Source organism: Gordonia zhaorongruii (genome assembly GCF_007559005.1).
Classification (GTDB): Bacteria; Actinomycetota; Actinomycetes; order Mycobacteriales; family Mycobacteriaceae; genus Gordonia; species Gordonia zhaorongruii.
On the sequence record NZ_CP041763.1, the window covers coordinates 1,927,066 to 1,946,711 of the forward strand.

General features: G+C 67.6%; 15 protein-coding genes. All 15 read right to left on the minus strand.

Annotated elements, in window-relative coordinates:
* Positions 1-18: 18 nt before the first annotated feature.
* Complete coding sequence (ileS, locus tag FO044_RS08910) at positions 19-3,204, minus strand: isoleucine--tRNA ligase (RefSeq protein ID WP_132991547.1); 3,186 nt, start codon at positions 3,202-3,204, stop codon at positions 19-21.
* Between the two features lie 232 nt (positions 3,205-3,436).
* The gene (locus FO044_RS08915) at positions 3,437-4,501 is read right to left on the minus strand and encodes a hypothetical protein (protein ID WP_132991548.1); all 1,065 of its coding nucleotides are present in this window, start codon (positions 4,499-4,501) and stop codon (positions 3,437-3,439) included.
* Positions 4,502-4,547: 46 nt separating this feature from the next.
* The gene (wag31, locus tag FO044_RS08920) at positions 4,548-5,375 is read right to left on the minus strand and encodes a DivIVA-like cell division protein Wag31 (RefSeq protein WP_132991549.1); all 828 of its coding nucleotides are present in this window, start codon (positions 5,373-5,375) and stop codon (positions 4,548-4,550) included.
* 301 nt (positions 5,376-5,676) lie between these two features.
* Positions 5,677-5,976, minus strand: a complete 300-nt coding sequence (locus FO044_RS08925; RefSeq protein WP_132991550.1) for a YggT family protein — start codon at positions 5,974-5,976, stop codon at positions 5,677-5,679.
* A gap of 90 nt (positions 5,977-6,066) precedes the next feature.
* Positions 6,067-6,852, minus strand: a complete 786-nt coding sequence (locus FO044_RS08930) for a cell division protein SepF (RefSeq protein ID WP_132991551.1) — start codon at positions 6,850-6,852, stop codon at positions 6,067-6,069.
* Positions 6,853-6,937: 85 nt separating this feature from the next.
* Complete coding sequence (locus FO044_RS08935; protein WP_132991552.1) at positions 6,938-7,672, minus strand: YggS family pyridoxal phosphate-dependent enzyme; 735 nt, start codon at positions 7,670-7,672, stop codon at positions 6,938-6,940.
* Positions 7,669-8,400, minus strand: a complete 732-nt coding sequence (gene pgeF / locus FO044_RS08940) for a peptidoglycan editing factor PgeF (RefSeq protein ID WP_132991553.1) — start codon at positions 8,398-8,400, stop codon at positions 7,669-7,671. The genes FO044_RS08935 and pgeF overlap by 4 nt, the downstream gene beginning before the upstream one ends.
* 8 nt (positions 8,401-8,408) lie before the next feature.
* Positions 8,409-9,581, minus strand: a complete 1,173-nt coding sequence (gene ftsZ, locus FO044_RS08945; RefSeq protein ID WP_132991554.1) for a cell division protein FtsZ — start codon at positions 9,579-9,581, stop codon at positions 8,409-8,411.
* Positions 9,582-9,771: 190 nt separating this feature from the next.
* Positions 9,772-10,482, minus strand: coding sequence for a cell division protein FtsQ/DivIB (locus tag FO044_RS08950; RefSeq protein WP_235831283.1), 711 nt, complete (start codon positions 10,480-10,482; stop codon positions 9,772-9,774).
* Positions 10,479-11,957 carry a UDP-N-acetylmuramate--L-alanine ligase gene (gene murC, locus FO044_RS08955; RefSeq protein WP_132991555.1) on the minus strand — a complete coding sequence of 493 codons (1,479 nt, stop codon included), beginning with the start codon at positions 11,955-11,957 and terminating at the stop codon, positions 10,479-10,481. The genes FO044_RS08950 and murC overlap by 4 nt, the downstream gene beginning before the upstream one ends.
* On the minus strand, positions 11,954-13,090 hold the full coding sequence (murG, locus tag FO044_RS08960) for an undecaprenyldiphospho-muramoylpentapeptide beta-N-acetylglucosaminyltransferase (protein ID WP_132991556.1): 1,137 nt from the start codon (positions 13,088-13,090) through the stop codon (positions 11,954-11,956). Before murG ends, murC begins: the two co-directional genes overlap by 4 nt.
* Entirely contained in the window at positions 13,087-14,805 is a 1,719-nt protein-coding gene (gene ftsW, locus FO044_RS08965) for a putative lipid II flippase FtsW (RefSeq protein ID WP_143965495.1), read from the minus strand. Before ftsW ends, murG begins: the two co-directional genes overlap by 4 nt.
* Positions 14,802-16,322: a UDP-N-acetylmuramoyl-L-alanine--D-glutamate ligase gene (gene murD, locus FO044_RS08970; protein WP_132991557.1), complete on the minus strand. Its 1,521-nt coding sequence runs from the start codon at positions 16,320-16,322 to the stop codon at positions 14,802-14,804. The genes ftsW and murD overlap by 4 nt, the downstream gene beginning before the upstream one ends.
* A 19-nt stretch (positions 16,323-16,341) precedes the next feature.
* Complete coding sequence (gene mraY / locus FO044_RS08975; protein ID WP_132991558.1) at positions 16,342-17,427, minus strand: phospho-N-acetylmuramoyl-pentapeptide-transferase; 1,086 nt, start codon at positions 17,425-17,427, stop codon at positions 16,342-16,344.
* Between the two features lie 108 nt (positions 17,428-17,535).
* Positions 17,536-19,617 (minus strand): UDP-N-acetylmuramoyl-L-alanyl-D-glutamate--2,6-diaminopimelate ligase, encoded by a 2,082-nt coding sequence (locus tag FO044_RS08980; RefSeq protein WP_328591107.1) that lies wholly within the window; start codon positions 19,615-19,617, stop codon positions 17,536-17,538.
* Between the last annotated feature and the right edge of the window lie 29 nt (positions 19,618-19,646).

Here is a 19,646-nt window from a genome sequence, read left to right on the forward strand (position 1 = left end):
CGAGCGCGCCGAAGCGCTTCAGGCCTTGGTCACGTCCGCGGAGACACCGTCGCCCAGTTCGATGGCAGCCGCGTCGCCGGTCACCACGTCGAACGTGGTCGCCAGAACCTCACCCGCGATCAGATCGGCGTGAGTCTTCGCCGTCTCAACCGACTCCGCGGGCACCACCAGGCGCACCGAGATACGGTCGGACACTTCGAATCCCAGATTTCGACGCGCGTCCTGCAGTTCGCGGACCCGGTCCTTGGCCCAGCCCTCGGCTTCGAGTTCGGGAGTCACCTGGGTGTCGAGGACGACGAGACCGCGGCCACTCGGCATCTCGGCCGTCGAATCGGGCGACGCTGCGACCAACTTCCGCGTGAACTCCTCGCCGCGCAGCTCGATACCGTCCGCGATGACCACCTGTTCGCCGGTCTCGTCGCTCGTCCCGAACTCCCAGTTCCCCGACTTCACGGCCTTGATCGCGCGCTGCACGTCCTTGCCGATGCGCGGACCTGCCGCGCGCGCGTTCACCGCGACCTCGACTCGTCCGACGGCGTCGACATCCGACGACAGGCCCACCTTCTTGACGTTCATCTCGTCCGCGATCAGATCCGCGTACGGCGCCATGGCCTCCGCGGTCGGCGATGCGACGGTCAAACCCGGCAGCGGCAGACGCACCCGCAGCTTGTTGGCCTTGCGGACACTCGACGCGACCGAACAGACCGACTGGACCTCATCCATCGCCGACACCAGATCGGGGTCGGCCGGAAGCTCGTCCGCCGACGGCCAATCCGTCAAGTGCACCGACCGCTCACCCGTGAGACCGCGCCACATCGCCTCGGTAGCCAGCGGCAGCAACGGCGCCGCGAGACGACCCGCCACCTCGAGCACCGTGTACAACGTGTCGAACGCGTCCGAATCACCATCCTGGCCCGACCAGAAGCGAGCACGCGAACGGCGCACGTACCAGTTCGTCAACGACTCGCAGAACTCCCGGAACGAATCGCACGCCCCCGCGATGTCGTAGACGTCGAGTGCCTCGGTCATCTCATCGCGAGTCTGCGCGAGTTTCGCCAGGATGTACCGGTCGAGGACGTGCTGCGAGTCGGTTCGCCATGCAGCACGGCGGTCGGCGTACAACTGCAGGAAGCTGTACGCGTTCCACATCGGCAGCAGCGCCTGGCGCACGCCCTCACGGATACCGCGCTCGGTGACGACGAGGTTGCCGCCGCGCAGGATCGGCGATGCCATCAGGAACCAGCGCATCGCATCCGAGCCGTCCCGGTCGAAGACCTCGTTGACGTCCGGGTAGTTGCGCTTGGACTTGCTCATCTTCTGTCCGTCGTCGCCCAGCACGATGCCGTGAGCTGCGACGGTCTTGAACGCGGGCCGGTCGAAGAGCGCGGTCGCGAGCACATGCAGGTTGTAGAACCAGCCACGCGTCTGCCCGTTGTACTCGACGATGAAGTCACCGGGGTTGTGCGGAGGAGTCGCTGCGCTCGCCCCGTCATCCCCGTCGAACCACTCGGTGTTCTCGAACGGGTAATGCACCTGGGCGAACGGCATGGACCCCGACTCGAACCAGCAGTCGAGAACCTCGGGCACCCGACGCATGGTGGAACGTCCGGTCGGATCGTCCGGGTTCGGACGAGTCAGATCATCGATGTACGGGCGGTGGAGATTGTCCGGCCGAACGCCGAAGTCCTCAGCCAGCTGATCGAGGCTGCCGTACACATCCATCCGCGGGTAGTCCGGATCGTCGGACAGCCACACCGGGATGGGCGCGCCCCAGTATCGGTTACGGCTGATGTTCCAGTCCTTGGCGCCCTCGAGCCACTTGCCGAACTGGCCGTCCCGGATGTGCGCGGGCGACCAGGTGATCTCCTGATTCAACTCGAGCATCCGCTGCTTGATCGGCTGCACGGCGACGAACCACGACGGGACCGCCATGTAGATCAGCGGTTTGCCCGACCGCCACGAGTGCGGGTACGAGTGCTCGATGGTCTCGTGACGCAGTACCCGCGACACCGCCTTCAGATCCTTGATGATGACGGGGTTCGCGTCGAAGACCATCATCCCCTCGTACGGCGGGACCAGGGCGGTGAACTTACCGCCCGGATCCAGCGGCTGGACCACCTCGATGCCGTTGTCGGTCGCGACATCCATGTCCTCTTCACCGAAGGCGGGCGCCAGGTGCACCACGCCGGTTCCGCTATCGGTGGTGACGTAGTCCGCGAGCAGAATGCGGTGTGCGTTCGGGTGGCCGACGAAGAAGTCGAACGGCGGCGTGTACGCGATACCGGCGAGATCCCGTCCCGCGTACGTGCCCACCGTCTCCGACTCGCCGAGCTCCTTGCCGTAGCTTCCGACGAGGGCGGCTGCGAGCAGGTACTCGGTGCCGTTCTCCGCGCGGAGATGGACGTACTCCACGTCCGGATGAACGGCCATCGCCAGGTTCGACGGCAGCGTCCACGGAGTGGTGGTCCAGATCAGTGCGTTGACGCCGTTGAGGGCTGCGAGCGGCGAACCGTCCTCGACTGACAACGGCATGGCGACGGTGAGCGCCGGATCCTGACGCATGCGGTAGGCGTCGTCGAGCTTGGCCTCCTGATTGCTCAACGGAGTCTGCTCGTACCAGGAGTACGGCAGCACCCGGTAACCCTGATAGACGAGTCCCTTGTCGTGAAGGCGCTTGAACGCCCACATGACCGACTCCATGAAGTCCAGGTCGAGTGTCTTGTAGTCGTTGTCGAAGTCGACCCAGCGCGCCTGCCGGGTCACGTAGTTCCGCCATTCTCCGGTGTAGCGCAGCACCGAATCGCGACAGTACTCGTTGAACTTCTCGACGCCCATCGTCTCGATCTCCGACTTGTCGGTGATCCCCAACTGACGTTCCGCCTCGAGCTCAGCGGGCAGGCCGTGCGTGTCCCACCCGAACCGGCGGTCCACCTTCCTGCCGCGCATCGTCTGATAACGCGGCACCACGTCCTTCACGTAACCGGTCAGCAGGTGCCCGTAGTGCGGGAGGCCGTTAGCGAAGGGCGGTCCGTCGTAGAAGACGAACTCCGGCGCATCGTCGCGATTGGCGATCGACGCCGCGAAGGTGTCGTCGGTGTCCCAGAAATCGAGGACGTGACGCTCGACGTCCGGGAAGGACGGTGCACTACGTCCGGTGCCGCCGGTGAGATCCACGATCGGGTAAACGGGGTTCTGGTCACTCATCTGCGTCTCCTCGTGCCACTGGGTGCTGATCGCTCAGCATGTCGGCACGGGGACGCTCGCCTGGACGTGCGCGGTACCACCCCGCTTGCGTCCGTCCCCCGCGGTGCGGAGGGGACGCCGCTCGTTCAATGGCTGTGACGGGCCTGCCCGTCCGGTTCTACTGGGACGCTTGCGCGCCCGTTCTTCCGGAAGCTCCCCGGTGATGGCCGGATCGTCGCTGTACGACAGGAGTCTACTCGCTGGACTCGTCTTTATCGGATGCGGTCTCCGATGCGGGAATCTCACGGCCGTACTCGTCGTACGAGTCGCCGTAGACCAGTTTCATCTCCGGCAGCGTCGGGTCCGGCGAGTTCACCACGAGGGACTCACCCTCGTCGGGCAGACGTCGACGGCCGACGTACTGACCGGCTTCGGCTTCCTGACCGGCTTCGGCCTCGGCAGCATCGTTCCGGACAGCACCGTCGTGTCCCGACTCGTCCGACTCGCTCGTCGTCGGAACCTGAGACCAACCGCCAGTTTCCGGCGCGCTGGTGCCGATCGGATGATCCGAGCCGACGGCCTGGTTCTGACCGGCGGTATCCGGAACGCTCCACCCGCCGGTAGCCGGCCCGGACTCCTGCGCATGCAGGCGCGACGCCTCCGGAGACTGCGTGTAGATCGGTCCTGAGGGTGCGTGCGCATTCGGCTCAGTCGGATCGACGGCCCGCTGCTCACCCGTTGGTGCCTGCGCCGGGAACGACCCGGTCACCGAGCGGACGTAGTCGTCCGCGTTTCCGGTCGGATTCTCGCCGGTCGGGTTCGAGCCGGTGACTGGAGCCTGTCCCCCGGTCTCCGGGGAGCCGGCGACCGCCGCGCCGTGCGCGTCCGGTGACACGACGGAACCGAGGCCACCACCGGGTCGGACCGGAGTCGTGGGGTTCTGGCCGGTCTCGTGAGCGCCCGCCGCTCCGACTCCGGCCGCTCCGGCGCCCGCTGCGCCGAGACCCAGCGCCGCGTTCGTTCCGGACTGAGCCGAACCGCCAGAGCCGTCTGAACCGTCCGAGCCGTCGGTGTCGTCGTCGCCGAGTAGCGGTTCGCGTCGAGCAACCGATTCGCGGCCGCGAATCGTGAACAGCGGCTCGTCCTGAACACCACCGCGACCGCGCTTGCTCGCGCGGACGGTGTCGACCAGGAGGATCACGAGGCCGAGGAGGCAGACGACGATGCAGGCCACCGCCAACCAGAAGTTGGCGGTCACGAGCGCGAATACCAGAAGGCCGAAACCGATGAGAGTCGCCGCCACTGCGATCGTCAGCATGAACGTCCTCTCATCGGTTTCGATCCGTGAATGTATTACTCACGTGTCAGTTCTGAGGATACCCGCCGTCGAAACTCTGCCCTTGACCCGACTCGGCGGGAGCAGCACTGCCCCGCTGCTGCAGTTCTTCGAGCTGAGATTCGAGGTACGTCTTCAGACGAGTGCGGTACTCGCGCTCGAATGTCTTCAGCTGCTCGATGCGCCCCTCCAGAACACCGCGCTGCTGGTTGATCGTCGACATGATCTCGGTGTGCTTCTGCTCGGCATCGCGCTGCAGGAAGTCGGCCCGCTCCTGCGCCTGACGGACCTGGGTCTCCGCACGTGTCTGAGCGTCGGCGAGGAGGGCCTCGCTGCGCTGACGGGCGTCGGCCAGCGTGGAGTCCGCGTTGCCCTGCGCCTCGGACACCATGCTCTCGCTGCGGTGCCGGGCATCGGCGAGCAGGCCCTCAGCCTCGGTACGCGCCGAACCGGTGACTCGGTCCGCGGTGTCCTGTGCGAGTGCGAGCACGCGCGCTGCACGGTTGCTCGCGTCCTCGTCGACGGCACGCGCCGACGACGCTGCGGCTGCCGAAGTGGTAGCCGCAGCGGCCGGAGCCGCTGCTGCTGCGGCGGCGGCCGGCTCTGCCGCGGGCGCCGAGTCGGCGGCCGCCGCGAATGTCTGGGTACGGTCGGGACCGGCCGAACGGGCTTCGCCCAATTCGGTCTCCAGCTCGCCGACACGCTGCTTGAGATCAGAGTTCTCGTCGATCAGGCGAGCGAGCTCCGCTTCGACGAAGTCGAGGAACTGATCGACCTCATCTTCGTTGTAGCCGCGCTTACCGATCGGCGGTTTGCTGAACGCCACGTTATGCACATCAGCCGGTGTCAGCCGCATTTCGGTTCCCCTCTTACCTTTCGCTCGTATCCGGTCGGATACGGGTTCGTGTCCTCGGTCGGTCATCCGGGTCCGCACGGGCGAACACGTGATGTGACAAGTTTTATCGCAATTCCATTAATACCAGTACCACTACGTCACTAGCGTGTCATCTCGTCACTCCAGGACCAAGTGTCATCAACAGCCTCCATCTGTTCGCAATCAAAACTCAGCCGAATCGTCATTTACGGACAGGGTTTCGCTGGATTCAGCACCTCGCAGTGCCGCTGAACAGTGGCTATGCCGGACGCCGGTCCACGCGTCACCCCGCCGAAATCGCGAAGCTCTGCGTCACCTGCATTCCGATCGACACGACGATCAGCACGATCATCAGCGACAGATCCAGCCGGATCGAACCGAGGTTCAACGGCGGAATCAAGCGACGCAGCAACTTCACCGGAGGATCGGTGAGAGTGAAAACCACCTCGATCACGATGACGGTCGGCCCCGTCGGGCGCCACCGCCGGGCGAACGACTGCACCATCTCGACCACGAGGCGGCCGAGGAGCAACAGCGTGTAGAGGAAGAGCACGAAATAGAGGATCCAGAGGAAGGACGTCACCCCACAAGGGTGCCTGATGAACGAGAAAAGCGCCGCGCCGACCCACCTGTTCGGCGAGTCGGCGCGGCGCGAGCGTCGTGGTGCTGGTTCTCAGGACTGGTTCGAGAAGCCCGTCTCGACGATTCGGCGACGCTGCTCCGGCGTCACATCGATACCGGCGGGCGACAGCAGGAACACCTTGGTCGCCACCTTCTCGAGCGATCCGCGGGCGGCGAACGCCAGACCGGCGGCGAAGTCGACCAGCCGCTTGGCGTCGTCGTTGCTCATGTCGGCGAGGTCCATGATCACCGGGTTGCCGTCGCGGTAACGCTCACCGATGGTGCGGGCCTCGGAGTAGTCGGCCGGACGCAGCGTGCTGATCTTGCCTGCGGCATCACCGAGCGGATCGAGCTCGGCACGTGGTTCCGGCGCGACTGCGTTCGCGCCGCGTACCGGGTACGACGTGGAGCGATCGAGGGGCGCCAGACGCCCACGAGCGGGCTCATCGGTCACGTGGCGGCTGACACCGTACGGACGCTCAGCCCGGGCCGGGTAACCCCGGCCTTCGAAGCGGGCCGGCTCACGCATGGCCGGCTCACGCATGGCCGGTTCGCGCATCGCCGGCTCGCGGAGGACGGCATCCCGGTAGTCGGGCTCCCGGAACTCGCCGCGGAATCCCGAGTCACGGAAGTCCGAATCACGGAACTCCGGGTCACGGAAGCCCTCGTCGTCGTAGAAGGGCTCGTCACGCATGGCGTTCGAGCGGTACCGCTCCATGTAGGCGCGCTCCCGCGCGCTCATGGCCTGCCCCTCCGAGGGCTCGTCGAAGTAGTCGTCTTCGTACTCGCTCGGAGGCACCATGCCGAAATATGCCTTGAACTTCTGCATCGTCGTCATCAGAGGCCTTTCTGGGGGGTGCGCGAGGGTCATTCGTTGAAGTTGTTGTCAGTTGATCCAGATGGTTCTGCTGTGACCAATGTGACTAAGGTGAGACTATCGGGCGCTCGCCCAGAATCGCGGTTCCGACACGCACACACGTCGATCCGTGCGCAATTGCCGACTCGAGGTCACCGGACATGCCCGCGGAGAACACCTCGGCCTCTGGATGGTCGACGAGGAATCGCTCTCTGATCTGCGACGCACGGGCCATCGCCGCATCGGGGGCGATGCCGACTGGAGCGATCACCATCAGCCCGTCGAGCCGGAGCGTCTCGTCGTGGGACACCACCGAATCGCCGACACCGGCCAGATCCGCCTCGACAAGCCCACCGCGCGCGGGATCGCCGTCCAGACTCACCTGCAGCAGCACGCCGAGCGGCTCTGTTCGCTCCCCGTCGTCCAGGCAGCGCCGCACCGCGCCGTCGAGCGACTCGACGAGTTCCACCGAGTCCACCGAGTGCACGCGTCGCGCCCACCGAGCAACCGAACGCGACTTCTTGCGCTGAAGCCTGCCGATCATGTCGGCGTCGAAGGCAGCACCGGGCCCGGCGGCGCGGACCTCGGCGATCTTCCGGCTCGCCTCCGGCTCCCGGGATTCACCGAACTCACGCACACCGAGACCGAGAAGACGCTGCACATCCTCTGCGGGAAAGAACTTGGTGACCACCAGCAACGTCACCTCGCCCGGGCCGCGGCCCGCCGCTCGCTCGGCGGCTGCGACCCGCTCACGCGCCGCGGTCAGCGACGCGCGGAGATCGGCAGTGCGGGAGTCGCTCAACCGACGGCCTTCCGGCCCGATGCATCCATCCAGATCACCGACGCGATCCGGCCGGTAGGAGCGCCGCGGCGGTGGCTGAAGAGCGACCGGTCCTCGATGGTGCACCGAGGGTCCGTTGCCACGGCGGAGACTCCCGCGTCGAGTAATTGCCTGCGAATGCCCTCCCGGAGATCCAGTCCGGTCGTCCCCTTCCGGGTTCGGCACGCACTGCCGGGCAGATGCTTCTCGACATCGGCCTGCATCTCCGGCGGAACCTCGTACTGATCACCGCTCGCAGCCGGTCCGAGGAAGGCGCCGATCCGATCGACGCGCGCCCCGAGTTCGGACATCGCGTCGAGGACCGCGGGCACGATGCCGATCCGGGCACCCACCCGACCGGCGTGGACGGCCGCGATAACGCCCGCTTCGTCGTCACTCAGGAGCACCGGCACGCAGTCCGCCGTCAGCACGGCCAGTGCGAGGGAGTCCTGTGTGGTGACGAGCGCATCGGTGACCGGCACGGGCTCGGACACCGGGCCGTCGACCACCGCCACCGTGCGGCTGTGCACCTGCTCCATCCAGACCACCCGGTCCGGCTCCATGCCGAGATCACGCGCGAGCCGTGCCCGATTGGCGGCGACGGCCACGGGATCGTCGCCCACGTGATCGGCAAGGTTGAAACTGTCGTACGGTGCCTGCGACTCACCGCCTGCGCGGGTGGTCACGGCACGCCGGACGGTGAACGTCAAGGGCCGACTCACTTCATGAAGTCGGGGACGTCGACGTCGTCGTCGTCGAAGCGCAGCGAGTTCCGGCGGGGTGCCGGCTCACTGAACGGATTCCCGGCGGATTCGCGCTCGGCTCCGAACAGCGGATCCTTGGGGCTCTCGGACCGAGTGACCTCACCCGCACTCGCATTCGCGACCGAACCCGAGCCGGCCGCGTGCGCACCGGCCGCGGGGACCTCGGAACGTTTACGCGGAGTGCCACCGTCGAAACCGGCGGCGATGACGGTCACGCGGACCTCGTCGCCCAGGTTGTCGTCGATCACCGTGCCGAAGATGATATTGGCCTCCTCGTGCGCAGCCTCCTGCACCTGAGTCGCAGCGTCGTTGATCTCGAACAGGCCGAGGTCGCTGCCGCCTGCGATGGAGATGAGCACACCGCGGGCGCCTTCCATCGACGCCTCGAGGAGCGGCGAGTTGATCGCTGCCTGGGCCGCCTTGCTCGCCCGACCCTCCCCGCGCGATGCGCCGATCCCCATCAGGGCACTGCCCGCATCGCTCATGACGCCCTTGACGTCGGCGAAGTCGACGTTGATCAGTCCCGGTGTGGTGATCAGATCGGTGATGCCCTGGACACCGTTGAGGAGAACCTCGTCGGCGCTGCGGAACGCGTCCATCAGGCTGAGCTGCGAATCACCGAGCTGCAGCAGACGGTCGTTCGGGATGACGATCAGGGTGTCGCACGACTCGCGCAGCGCGGTGATGCCCGCGTCCGCCTGGCCGCCGCGCCGCTTGCCCTCGAACGAGAACGGCCGGGTGACCACGCCGACGGTCAGTGCGCCGAGCTTGCGGGCGATGGACGCGACGACGGGTGCGCCACCCGTGCCGGTTCCACCGCCCTCACCCGCGGTCACGAACACCATGTCGGCACCCTTGAGGAGTTCCTCGATCTCGTCCTTGGCGTCCTCGGCGGCTACCCGACCCACGTCCGGGTTCGCGCCCGCACCGAGCCCGCGCGTCGAGTCGCGGCCGATATCGAGTTTGACGTCGGCGTCGGAGATGAGCAGCGCTTGAGCATCGGTGTTGATCGCGATGAATTCAACACCCTTGAGCCCCTGCTCGATCATCCGGTTGACGGCGTTGACGCCGCCGCCGCCGATGCCGACGACCTTGATCACAGCCAGGTAGTTGTGGGGTGGCGTCATGATGCCTTCCTACTTCGAACTCGGACCCTAAAGCTCAACCAAAGGGTTATAGTTATGTCAAGTGCTTCCCGATGTTCATAACGGTATTGACTGGGTGCGCCGACTGGCGTCAAGCCACGCGGGCGTGTCGCGATTCGTTCGCTCGAATTCGGCGTGAAACGGCGCAACCCGCCGGTTTGCGCGCCACCGGTCAGTTGACGGCCGGAAACTCCGGGCTGGACACGTTGAACTCGCGTCCGGGCATCTTGAGAAGCTGCGCGAGCGTCGCCGCCTTATCGTCCGACCGATCCTCGCCTCCCCAGACCGCGCGCCGCCCGCTCTTGAGCGTGAGCACGATGTCCGAGGGCGAAGCGGCGTCCGCCGCGACGACCTTGGTCGCCAGCCAATCCGGAAGGCCCTGCACCGTCGTGATCACCGCCTCGGTGGTCGGATCACGTGGCCCAGGATTCGGTGTCGTGAGCTCGGGCAGCGCGGCGAACTCCTTCGGAAGGGCCTTGCGGTCGGCGTACGTCGCGTAGACGACACCGATCCGGTCCATCACTCCGAGCTTCCCGTCCTGCTCCACCAGTACGACCGGCACGCGCTCGGTCACCTCGATCGTCAGTGCGGACGGATAGCTGCGCTCCACCCGCACCTCCTCCACTGCGGGCAGCACGGCGATCCGGTTGGCGATCGCTCCGGTATCGACCTGAAGCAGGGGCATGCCGGACGGCGCCTGAGCGAGTTCGCGCACCCTGTTCTCGTCCACCGCCGTCGCTCCGGTGACCTCCACCGACCGCACGGACATCAGGGGCGAGTAGTACGCGACCGCGACCGCTCCTCCGACGAGCGCGACGAGCCCCAGCATCGCCAGGACCACGCTCAACCGGCCCGGGCGACGGGCCGTGCTGCCGCGGCTCACTCGTCGTCGGCCAGCGCCGACAGGATCGACGCGGCCTGCATCGTGATGTCACCCGCGCCGATGGTCAGAACCACGTCACCGTGCCGCGCACGCTGAGCCACCGCGTCCGCGATCTCGGACATGTTGGGAACGAACACCGCGGGCACGGTCACCTCATCGGAGATGAGACGGCCGCTGACTCCCGGCTGCGGCGTCTCACGCGCACCGAAGACATCGGCGACGACCACCTCGTCGGCGAGGCTCAGGGCGGCTGCGAACTCGGCGGCGAATTCGGCGGTACGCGAGTACAGGTGCGGTTGGAACACCGCGATGACCCGGCCTTGGTTGTAGGTGACCACGTCGCGAGCAGCTGACAGGACCGCCCGCACCTCGGTCGGGTGGTGGGCGTAATCGTCGTAGACGTCCACCTCGCGCGCCCGGCCACGCAACTCGAACCGGCGGTGGACGCCGCCGAATCCCTCGATGCCCTCCGCGACGGCATCCGGATCCTGACCGGTGCGCACGCATCCGGCGAGCGCACCGAGCGCGTTGAGCGCCATGTGCCGTCCTGGGAGCGTCACCGACAGCGAACGCTCCACGGCGGCCCCGGTGAGCGGCGGGTGGAGCCGGATCGCCGTGGTGCTGCCCGCACCTCTCGGGGCCACTTCGAGCAGCTCGGCGACGAGCGGCACGTCGGGCGCCAGATCGGCGTGGACGCCGGAGCCGTACCCCAGTACCGTCACTCCTCGGTCCGCGAGACTTCGTGCCACTCGGCCGCCGAGCTTCGCCGACCCGGGATCGTCGAGACAGATCACGAGGGTTCCACCGGTCCGGATGTGCGCCGCGAACGAGTCGAACACCTCGACGTACGCGTCCTCGGTCCCGAAGAAGTCGAGGTGATCGACCTCGATGTTGGTCACTACCACGACATCCGGCGTGTACTCGAGCAACGAACCGTCGCTCTCATCGGCCTCCGCGACGAACACGTCGCCGCTGCCGTGATGTGCGTTGGTGCCCGATTCGTTCAGTTCGCCGCCGATCGCGAAGGACGGATCACTCCCGATGTGCTGCAGCGCAACGACCGCCATCGACGTGGTCGACGTCTTACCGTGCGTGCCCGAGATCAGCAGCGTCCGGTAACCGTCCATCAGCAGTGCGAGTACCTGCGGGCGGTACAGGATGGGGACGCCCCGCTCGCGGGCCGCCACCAGTTCCGGATTGTCCTTCGGAATGGCGGCGTGAGTGGTCACCACCACGGTGGGTCCGCCGTCGAGCAGGTCGAGCGCCGCCGGGTCGTGGCCGACGTGGATCTGCGCGCCGCGCGTACGGAGCGCCAGCAGCCCACGCGAGTCCTTGGCGTCCGAACCGGACACCTCTCCCCCACGCGCCAGCAGGATGCGGGCCAGACCCGACATGCCCGCGCCGCCGATGCCGACCATGTGCACGCGGGCCAGTTGATTCGGCAGTCGCTGCGAAGGCGTCACCGGTGCCGTCATCGTGCCCTCCTCTCCTGCGCCAGTTGCAGTGCGGCCGTCGCCACCGCGGCTGCGGCGTCGCGATGGCCGACCCCCGACGCGGCGGCGCCCATCGTCTTCAGCCGTTCGGTGTCGGCGAGCAGTGCCGGAACCTCCCGGCCCACCCATTCCGCGGTCACCACGTCGTCGTCGACGATGAGGCAGCCGCCGGCGCTTTCGACGGGCAGTGCGTTGAGTCGCTGCTCGCCGTTGCCGTGCGGGAGCGGGACGTAGACCGCGGGGAGACCGGTCGCCGAGATCTCCGCAACCGTCATCGCCCCCGACCGGCACATCACCAGGTCGGCGGCGGCGTATGCGAGATCCATCCGGTTCAGGTAGCTGACGCCGACGTAAGCCGGCGACCCCGGAGGCGAAACCGGGCTGATCGTGTTCTTGGGTCCGTACGCGTGCAGGACGCCGATTCCGGCTGCGCCGAGTGCGGTCGCCGCGGGCGCCACCGCCTCGTTCAGCCGCTGAGCGCCTTGCGAACCGCCGAAGACGAGCAGGGTCGGCGCATCAGGATCGAGTCCGAAGAACTCGCGAGCCCGAGCGCGAACCGCGGTCCGGTCGAGTTCGGTGATCGCTCCGCGTACCGGGATTCCGACCACGTGCGCAGCGAGCCCGCAGTCGGGCACCGCCGCGAGAACGCGGTCGGCGAATCTGGCGCCGACCTTGTTGGCGATGCCGGCGCTGGCGTTGGCCTCGTGGATCACCACGGGCAGCCGGGACGCTCCGCGGAACCAACTGCGCGCTGCCAGGTACGCGGGCAGTGCGACGTATCCGCCGAATCCGACCACCACGTCCGCGTCCACCTCGGCGAACACCTTGCGGGTGGCCGCCACCGACTTCATGACGCGCCATGGGGTCTTCGCCAGTTCCATGCCCGGCTTACGCGGCAGTGGAACCGGAGGTATCAGCTTCAGGTCGTAACCGCGTTCGGGCACGATTCTGGTCTCAAGACCGCGTGTCGTGCCGAGCGCGGTGATGCGCGCCGTGGGGTCCAGCTGACGCACCGCGTCAGCGACCGCGAGCGCGGGTTCGACGTGTCCTGCCGTGCCGCCACCCGCGACGACGACCGACAACGGGGTACCGCCGGCTCCAGTTGTCTTGCTCACCGGCGTCTGTACTCCCCTTCACTCCGCCATGACTGGCGTCCTCGTGTGGATCGCGGATACGCGTCGTCCTGTGTCCAGGACGATCGCTGCCCCACCCGTCGTGGCCGAGGCTGCCTGCCAGGATAGTGGATCTCACCCGAACGGACCGCGCCCGTCCGGACCGGTGCGGATCCTCGACCCGTGCCGCGGGCCCGCGGAACGCGCACCGGGGCGGGCCGCCGACCCGCGCTACGTCCGCCCGCAGGACGCTTGCGTTCCAGACGATCGCGCAGCACCTCCGCACGCGGAGGCCGGTAAGCGACGGGAGTCGGGAGGCGCAAGAACCGCGAGAGGCCATTCGGCTGCGGTCCGGTGAGCGCCCGGATGGCGTCGGGTTCGTGTCTCGCCGCCGTCGCCAGCAGACCGAGCATCGTCAGCATCGTCAGCATCGACGTGCCGCCGTTCGACAGAATCGGCAACTGAATACCGGTGACCGGAAGCAGCCCGACGACGTAGCCGATGTTGATGAACGCCTGAACCAGGAACAGGACGGTGATCGTCGCCGCCAGGAGCCGGAAGAACGGGTCGAGCGAACGTCGTGCGATGCGCATGCCCACCGCCCCGAGGATGACGAACAGTCCGACGACGATGAGGGCGCCGATCAGCCCGAGCTCCTCACCGATGATCGCGAAGATGAAGTCGTTGTGGGCGTTCGGCAGGTAGTTCCACTTGGCGGTGCTCTGTCCGAGGCCCACTCCGAACACGCCACCGTTGGCGAGCGCGAACTGGGCCTGCATCGCCTGGTATCCGGAGCCGAGCGGATCATCGGCCCGGCCGAGGAAGCTGAAGACGCGGGCGGAGCGGTAATCCGACATCAGCGCGAGTGCGACACCGGCGGCCAGGAACACCAGGATGAATCCGGCGAACACACGACCGGGCAGTCCGGCGAACCACAGGAGGGCGGCGACGATCAAGGCGATGATCATCGTCGTCGACTGGTTGGGCTCAAGAATGATGAGCACGCAGACCACGATCGACACCGGGACCAACGGCATCAGGAGTTCCTTGCCGTAAACGCCGACGTTCCGGCGCGACGCGAGCAGATGCGCGCCCCACACGCAGAGCGCCACCTTCACCAGTTCGGAGGGCTGCACCGACAGTCCGGCGACCGAGAACCACCGGCGCGCACCGTTGACCATGACGCCGATGCCCGGCACCAGGACCAAGGTCAGCAGCAGGATCGACAATCCGATGCCGACGGTCGCGAAGCGCCGGAAGAGCCGCACCGGAACCTTGAGCGTCAGATAGAACAGGATGAAACCGAGCGTCGCGAACGTGGCCTGCGTGGCGAACATGCCGTACGCGGACCCGTCTTTCGCGTACCCCTCGACCGAGGACGCCGACAGCACCATGATCAGGCCGAGGGCGGTCAGGATGACCGTCAGCGACAGGATCATGTGGAACGACGCCAGCGGGCGCGAGAGCAGAGTGGAGAAGCCCTCGCGGACGGTGCTCACCGTGGCACGCACATCGATCGACGGCATCGACAGGTTCAGCCCCTGAGGGCGGCGGCGCTGAGGAGTCCGCGAACGCCGCCGATCCACATCGGGCTCTTCGTCGAGGTCGACCTCGACGAAGTTCTCCAGGTCGTCCTTCTCCAGGTCGCTGTTCTCCAGGTCGCTGTTCTCCGGGTCCTCGTCGTCACCGGAGCGGCGCCGGCGGCTACCGGCGCTCATCGTGCCTGCAGCGTGTCGGCGAGAGTGGCGGCTGCGACGGCGAACGAGTCACCGCGGGCCCCGTAACTGGCGAACATGTCGAGGGAGGCGGCTGCCGGTGCGAGTAGCACCGCGTCCACTCCCCGCCCGTTGCCGCGCTCATCCTCTGCCAACTGCCAGGCGGTCGTCACCGCCTGCGCCATCACCGCGTCCGCCGCTGTGCCGACGGTCGCCGTGATGGCCGAAACCTCGCCACCAGTCCGCTGAGTCATCACCGAACCATCGTCCCCTGTGAACACTGTGACGGTTGGGACTTCTGGGGCGTGTCGCGTAATCGCCTCGTCGACGATGCCACGGTCCGCACCGATTGCGACGACTCCGGCGAGACGACTCGCGTTTCTGACGATCAGCTCGTCGACCGATGCGCCCTTGAGGAGTCCCCCGGCGATCAGGACGACGCGCGCGAAACCCGCCACAGCGGCATCTGCCGCGTGCGGATTGGTGGCCTTGGAGTCGTCGACGAATGCCACGCCGTCGATCGCAGCGATCGTCTCGCCTCGGTGAGCGGCGGGCGAGAATGCGGCCAGACCGCGCTCCACCGCGTTCGCCGACACTCCGGCCGCACGGGTCAGGGCCGCGGCGGCCAGCGCATCGGACACTCCGGAGGGTCCGGGCGGGCGCACATCGGCCACCCGGGCGAGTTCCTCGCCCGTACCGGACGCGCCCGCCCCGAATGCCCGGTCGACGAGGAAACCGTCCACGACGCCCAGCTCACCGTCCCGCGGTTCGGCCAGGGTGAATCCCACCCGCCGTGAACCGTCACCCGCCGGAAGTGTCGGGGCCACGGCGTCATCGAGCCCCACCACTGCGACCTCACCGCGCAGCACCTGCTGCTTGGCGGCCGCATACGCCTCGAACGAGCCGTGCCAGTCGAGATGATCGGGCGCCACGTTCAGCACCACGCCCGCGAGCGGACGCACCGACGGCGCCCAGTGCAACTGGAACGACGACATCTCGACGCACAGCACATCCGCACGAGGCTCGGCCCGTAATGCGTCGACCACCGTGAGGCCGATGTTCCCGCAGGCCAGCCCGGACAGCCCGGCGGCGTCCACGATCGCCTCGACCATCGCCGTCGTCGTCGTCTTCCCGTTCGTCCCGGTGATCACGAGCCACTCGCGCGGCGGCCCGTAACGCCCTGCCCGGTCGACGTGCCAGGCGAGTTCCACATCGCCCCAGACCGGTATCCCGGCTGCGGCCGCCGCCACGAGCAGCTCATCGTCCGGCCGGAACCCCGGCGAGACGACGATCAGGTCGAACCCGGAGGGGACGCGGACTCCCTCGGGGCCGGTGAACGCGGACGGATCGACGGTGTCGACTCCCCTGGCCTCGAGGTTCGAGTCGGTCGCGCCGCCGATGAACTTGGTGTCGAGCAGGGTCACCGTCGAACCGCATTCGGTGAGCAACTCGAGGACCGCCATACCGGTCGCCCGGGCACCGGCGACCAGAACTCGAGCGCCCTCCAGGGCAACGGGCATCGGAAAGTCCGCCACCGAGTCAGCCGCCCTGCGCGATGAACTCGCCGTAGAACAGCGTGAGTCCCAACGCACACGAGATCGCGGTCAGCAGCCAGAACCTGATGATCACCGTCGTCTCGGCCCATCCGCCGAGCTCGAAATGGTGGTGGAACGGCGCCATGCGGAACACGCGCTTGCCGGTGGTCTGGAAGAAGGCGATCTGCACCACGACCGACACGATCTCGGCGACGAACAGCGAGCCGATGACGACCATCAGGAGTTCGGTCTTGGTGGTGATCGACAGCCCGGCCACCAAGCCGCCGAGGGCGAGCGAACCGGTGTCACCCATGAAGATCTTGGCCGGCGAGGCGTTCCACCACAGGAATCCCAGGCAGGCACCGCCCGCCGAGACGGCGACGATGGCCAGGTCGAGCGGATCGCGGACCTGATAACAGCCCGCGGTGTTCTCCGCCGACACCATCGAGCAGGCGTTGCGATACTGCCAGAAGGTGATCAGGACGTAGGCGCCCATGACCATCGCGGCCGAACCGGCGGCCAGACCGTCGAGCCCGTCGGTGAAGTTCACGGCGTTCGACCAGGCCGCGACGACCAGCCAACAGAAGAACACGAACCCGACCGCGGTGAGCGAGATGACGTTGATGTCGCGCGCGTACGAGAGGTTGTCGCTGGCCGGTGTCAGGCCCGCACCGTTGCGGAACTGCAGGAGCAGCACACCGAAGATGATCGCCGCCGCGAACTGTCCTACCGACTTCGCAGTCTTGTTGAGTCCCAGATTCCGCTGTTTGCGGATCTTGATGAAATCGTCGAGGAAGCCGACGATGCCCAGCGCTGTCGCCAGCCCCAGTACGAGCATGCCGGATGCACTGGGGCCCGAGCCCTCCTGGAAGAAGCCGAGAAGGTGCGCGCCGAGATAGCCCAGCCACAACGCAGCCAGGATCGCGACGCCGCCCATCGACGGGGTTCCGCGCTTGGCTTGATGACTCTGCGGGCCCTCGACGCGGATCTCCTGGCCGAATCCCTGGCGGGAGAAGACCTTGATCAGCACGGGGGTGAGCAGAATCGACACAGCCAGCGAGATCACTCCCGCGATCAGAATCTGGATCACAGCTCCGGGTCCTCACTCATCTCGAGAAGTTGAATTCTGAATCTAGCGCGCCGCACGCCCGCCATCCGGTACCGGGTGAGGGCCGCGCGTCGTGAATCACACCGTGAGTCACACGTCGACGAGACGGACTCGCAGGCCGACACCGGACCTCCAGTAGTCGATCAGCGTGCTCGCGAGACCCTCCGGCCCCGCAATGACGACCACATCGCCCGGTCCCGGAGCGTAGCCGGGAGCGCTCCGCATGTGCTCGACCGCGGCCTCGGGGGTCTCGACGAACGCCGCCTCGTCGCCCCACGAGCCCTCCATCACCGCGCCCTGGTGCAGTGCGCGCACGACGCGACTGCCGCCGACCGCGATGATCTTGTCGACCGCCACCCGCACCGCCTGGCGGCCGAGCCCGTCATGCTCCACAGCACGCGCATTCTCCGTTGCTCCCCGCGTGTCGGCGAGCTCACCGAACACCGCCCAGGTCCGGTGCGGCGTGGCGCGATGAGCGCTTCCCGCACCCGAATCGGCTGCGAGGGCGACCATCTCGCGAAGCAGCCGACGCGCGACGCCGACATCGGCTCCACCGGGAGCGACCAGCACGTTCAGCGCTTCACCGTCACCCATGAGCGCTTCGCCGAGGACCTCGCGGTCGTCGAAGGGATGCTTCACTCCGTCGATCTCCTGTCCGGACTCGTGCCCCTTGCCCGCCACGAGCACCACGTCGCCGGACCGCGCCCACTCGACGGCTGCGACGATCGCGGCCCGCCGGTCGCCGATCTCGCGGATGTCACTCGCCCGCCGCTCCGGTTCGGGGACGCCTCGGGCACCAGCCGACACCGCTGCGCGGATCACCGCCGGGTCCTCGCTGCGCGGGTTGTCGTCCGTCACGATCACCAGGTCGGCCCCGCGAGCCGCCGCGGCACCCATCAGGGGCCGCTTCTCGGTGTCCCGGTCACCACCCGCACCGAGAACCACTGCGACCCGTGCGTTCCCGCTCTGCACGGAGAGCGTCGAAAGCACCGCTTCGACGGCGGCCGGCTTGTGAGCGTAATCGACGACCGCCAGGAAGTCCTGGCCGCGTTCGATCTTCTCGACCCGTCCCGGAACCGCTACGTCGGCGAGTCCCCGCACGGCGGAGTCGATGTCGACGCCCGTCTCGGTCACCAGAGCAAGCGCTACCAGGGCGTTGGCGACGTTGTAGGCTCCCGGCAACGGGAGCCGCACGACGTGCCGCGACCCATCCGGCGCAACGGCCTCGATCCGCTGCACGCCCTGACTCGACGCCGTCACATCCGCGACCCGCCAGCCCTCGTCGGCATCGCCGGAGACGGTCGAGACCGTCACGAGCGGGCCGTCGTTACCTGCCGCGATGGCCGCCATGTGCGCGCCCCACTCGTCGTCGACGCAGATCACCGACCGCAGGGCCCGCGTCGGCGATCCGGAGGTGAACAGGGCGGCCTTCGCGTCGAAGTAGTCGGCCATCGTCTTGTGGTAGTCGAGATGGTCCTGCGACAGGTTGGTGAACGCGCCGACCGCGAACCGGCATCCGTCGACCCGGCCGAGTGACAGCGCGTGGCTGGACACCTCCATGACGACGTAGTCGGCCCCGCGGGCCAGCATCACGGCGAGCAGCCGCTGCAGGTCGGGCGCCTCCGGCGTGGTCAGCTCGCTGTGGATGGGCACTCCGTCGATGCGCGAACCGGTCGTCCCGACCAGTCCCACGCTGTATCCAGCCGCCCGCAGTGCGGCCTCGGTGAGATAGGCGGTCGTGGTTTTGCCCGACGTACCGGTGATCCCGATCAGAGTCAGCTGCGTCGACGGGTCACCGTTCACCCGGGCGGCCATCCGGCCGAGGACGAGCCGCGGATTAGGGTGCACCAGCACCGGAAGCGACTCTCCGCCCTCGCTGCCGCGAACGATCTCGAGACCGCGTTCATCGGTCAGCACCGCCACTGCACCCGCCTGCGCGGCCTGCACCGCGAACTGGGCTCCGTGGGCCCGGCTGCCCGCCATCGCGGCGAAGAGGTCGCCGGGGGCGCACTCCTGTGCACGCAGCGTGGTTCCGGTGATCTGAGTTCCTGCACCGGTCACGCCCTCGAGGCCTTCGGGATCATCCAGTCCGGCACCCGACAACTCGATGAGCTCGCCGAGGGACACCGCGTGGGATGCCGGCCGGTCCTGCCGTTCCTGAGCTCGATTCACTCCACTGCCTTTCCTTGCCTGTGACCCTG

Bases quoted from the DNA above. Each gene is read 5' to 3' on its own strand.
- ileS (WP_132991547.1), bottom strand. From the start codon at position 3,204: ATGAGTGACCAGAACCCCGTTTACCCGATCGTGGATCTCACCGGCGGC.
- FO044_RS08915 (WP_132991548.1), bottom strand. From the start codon at position 4,501: ATGCTGACGATCGCAGTGGCGGCGACTCTCATCGGTTTCGGCCTTCTG.
- wag31 (WP_132991549.1), bottom strand. From the start codon at position 5,375: ATGCGGCTGACACCGGCTGATGTGCATAACGTGGCGTTCAGCAAACCG.
- FO044_RS08930 (WP_132991551.1), bottom strand. From the start codon at position 6,852: ATGACGACGATGCAGAAGTTCAAGGCATATTTCGGCATGGTGCCTCCG.
- ftsZ (WP_132991554.1), bottom strand. From the start codon at position 9,581: ATGACGCCACCCCACAACTACCTGGCTGTGATCAAGGTCGTCGGCATC.
- murC (WP_132991555.1), bottom strand. From the start codon at position 11,957: ATGACGGCACCGGTGACGCCTTCGCAGCGACTGCCGAATCAACTGGCC.
- ftsW (WP_143965495.1), bottom strand. From the start codon at position 14,805: ATGAGCGCCGGTAGCCGCCGGCGCCGCTCCGGTGACGACGAGGACCCG.
- murD (WP_132991557.1), bottom strand. From the start codon at position 16,322: ATGCCCGTTGCCCTGGAGGGCGCTCGAGTTCTGGTCGCCGGTGCCCGG.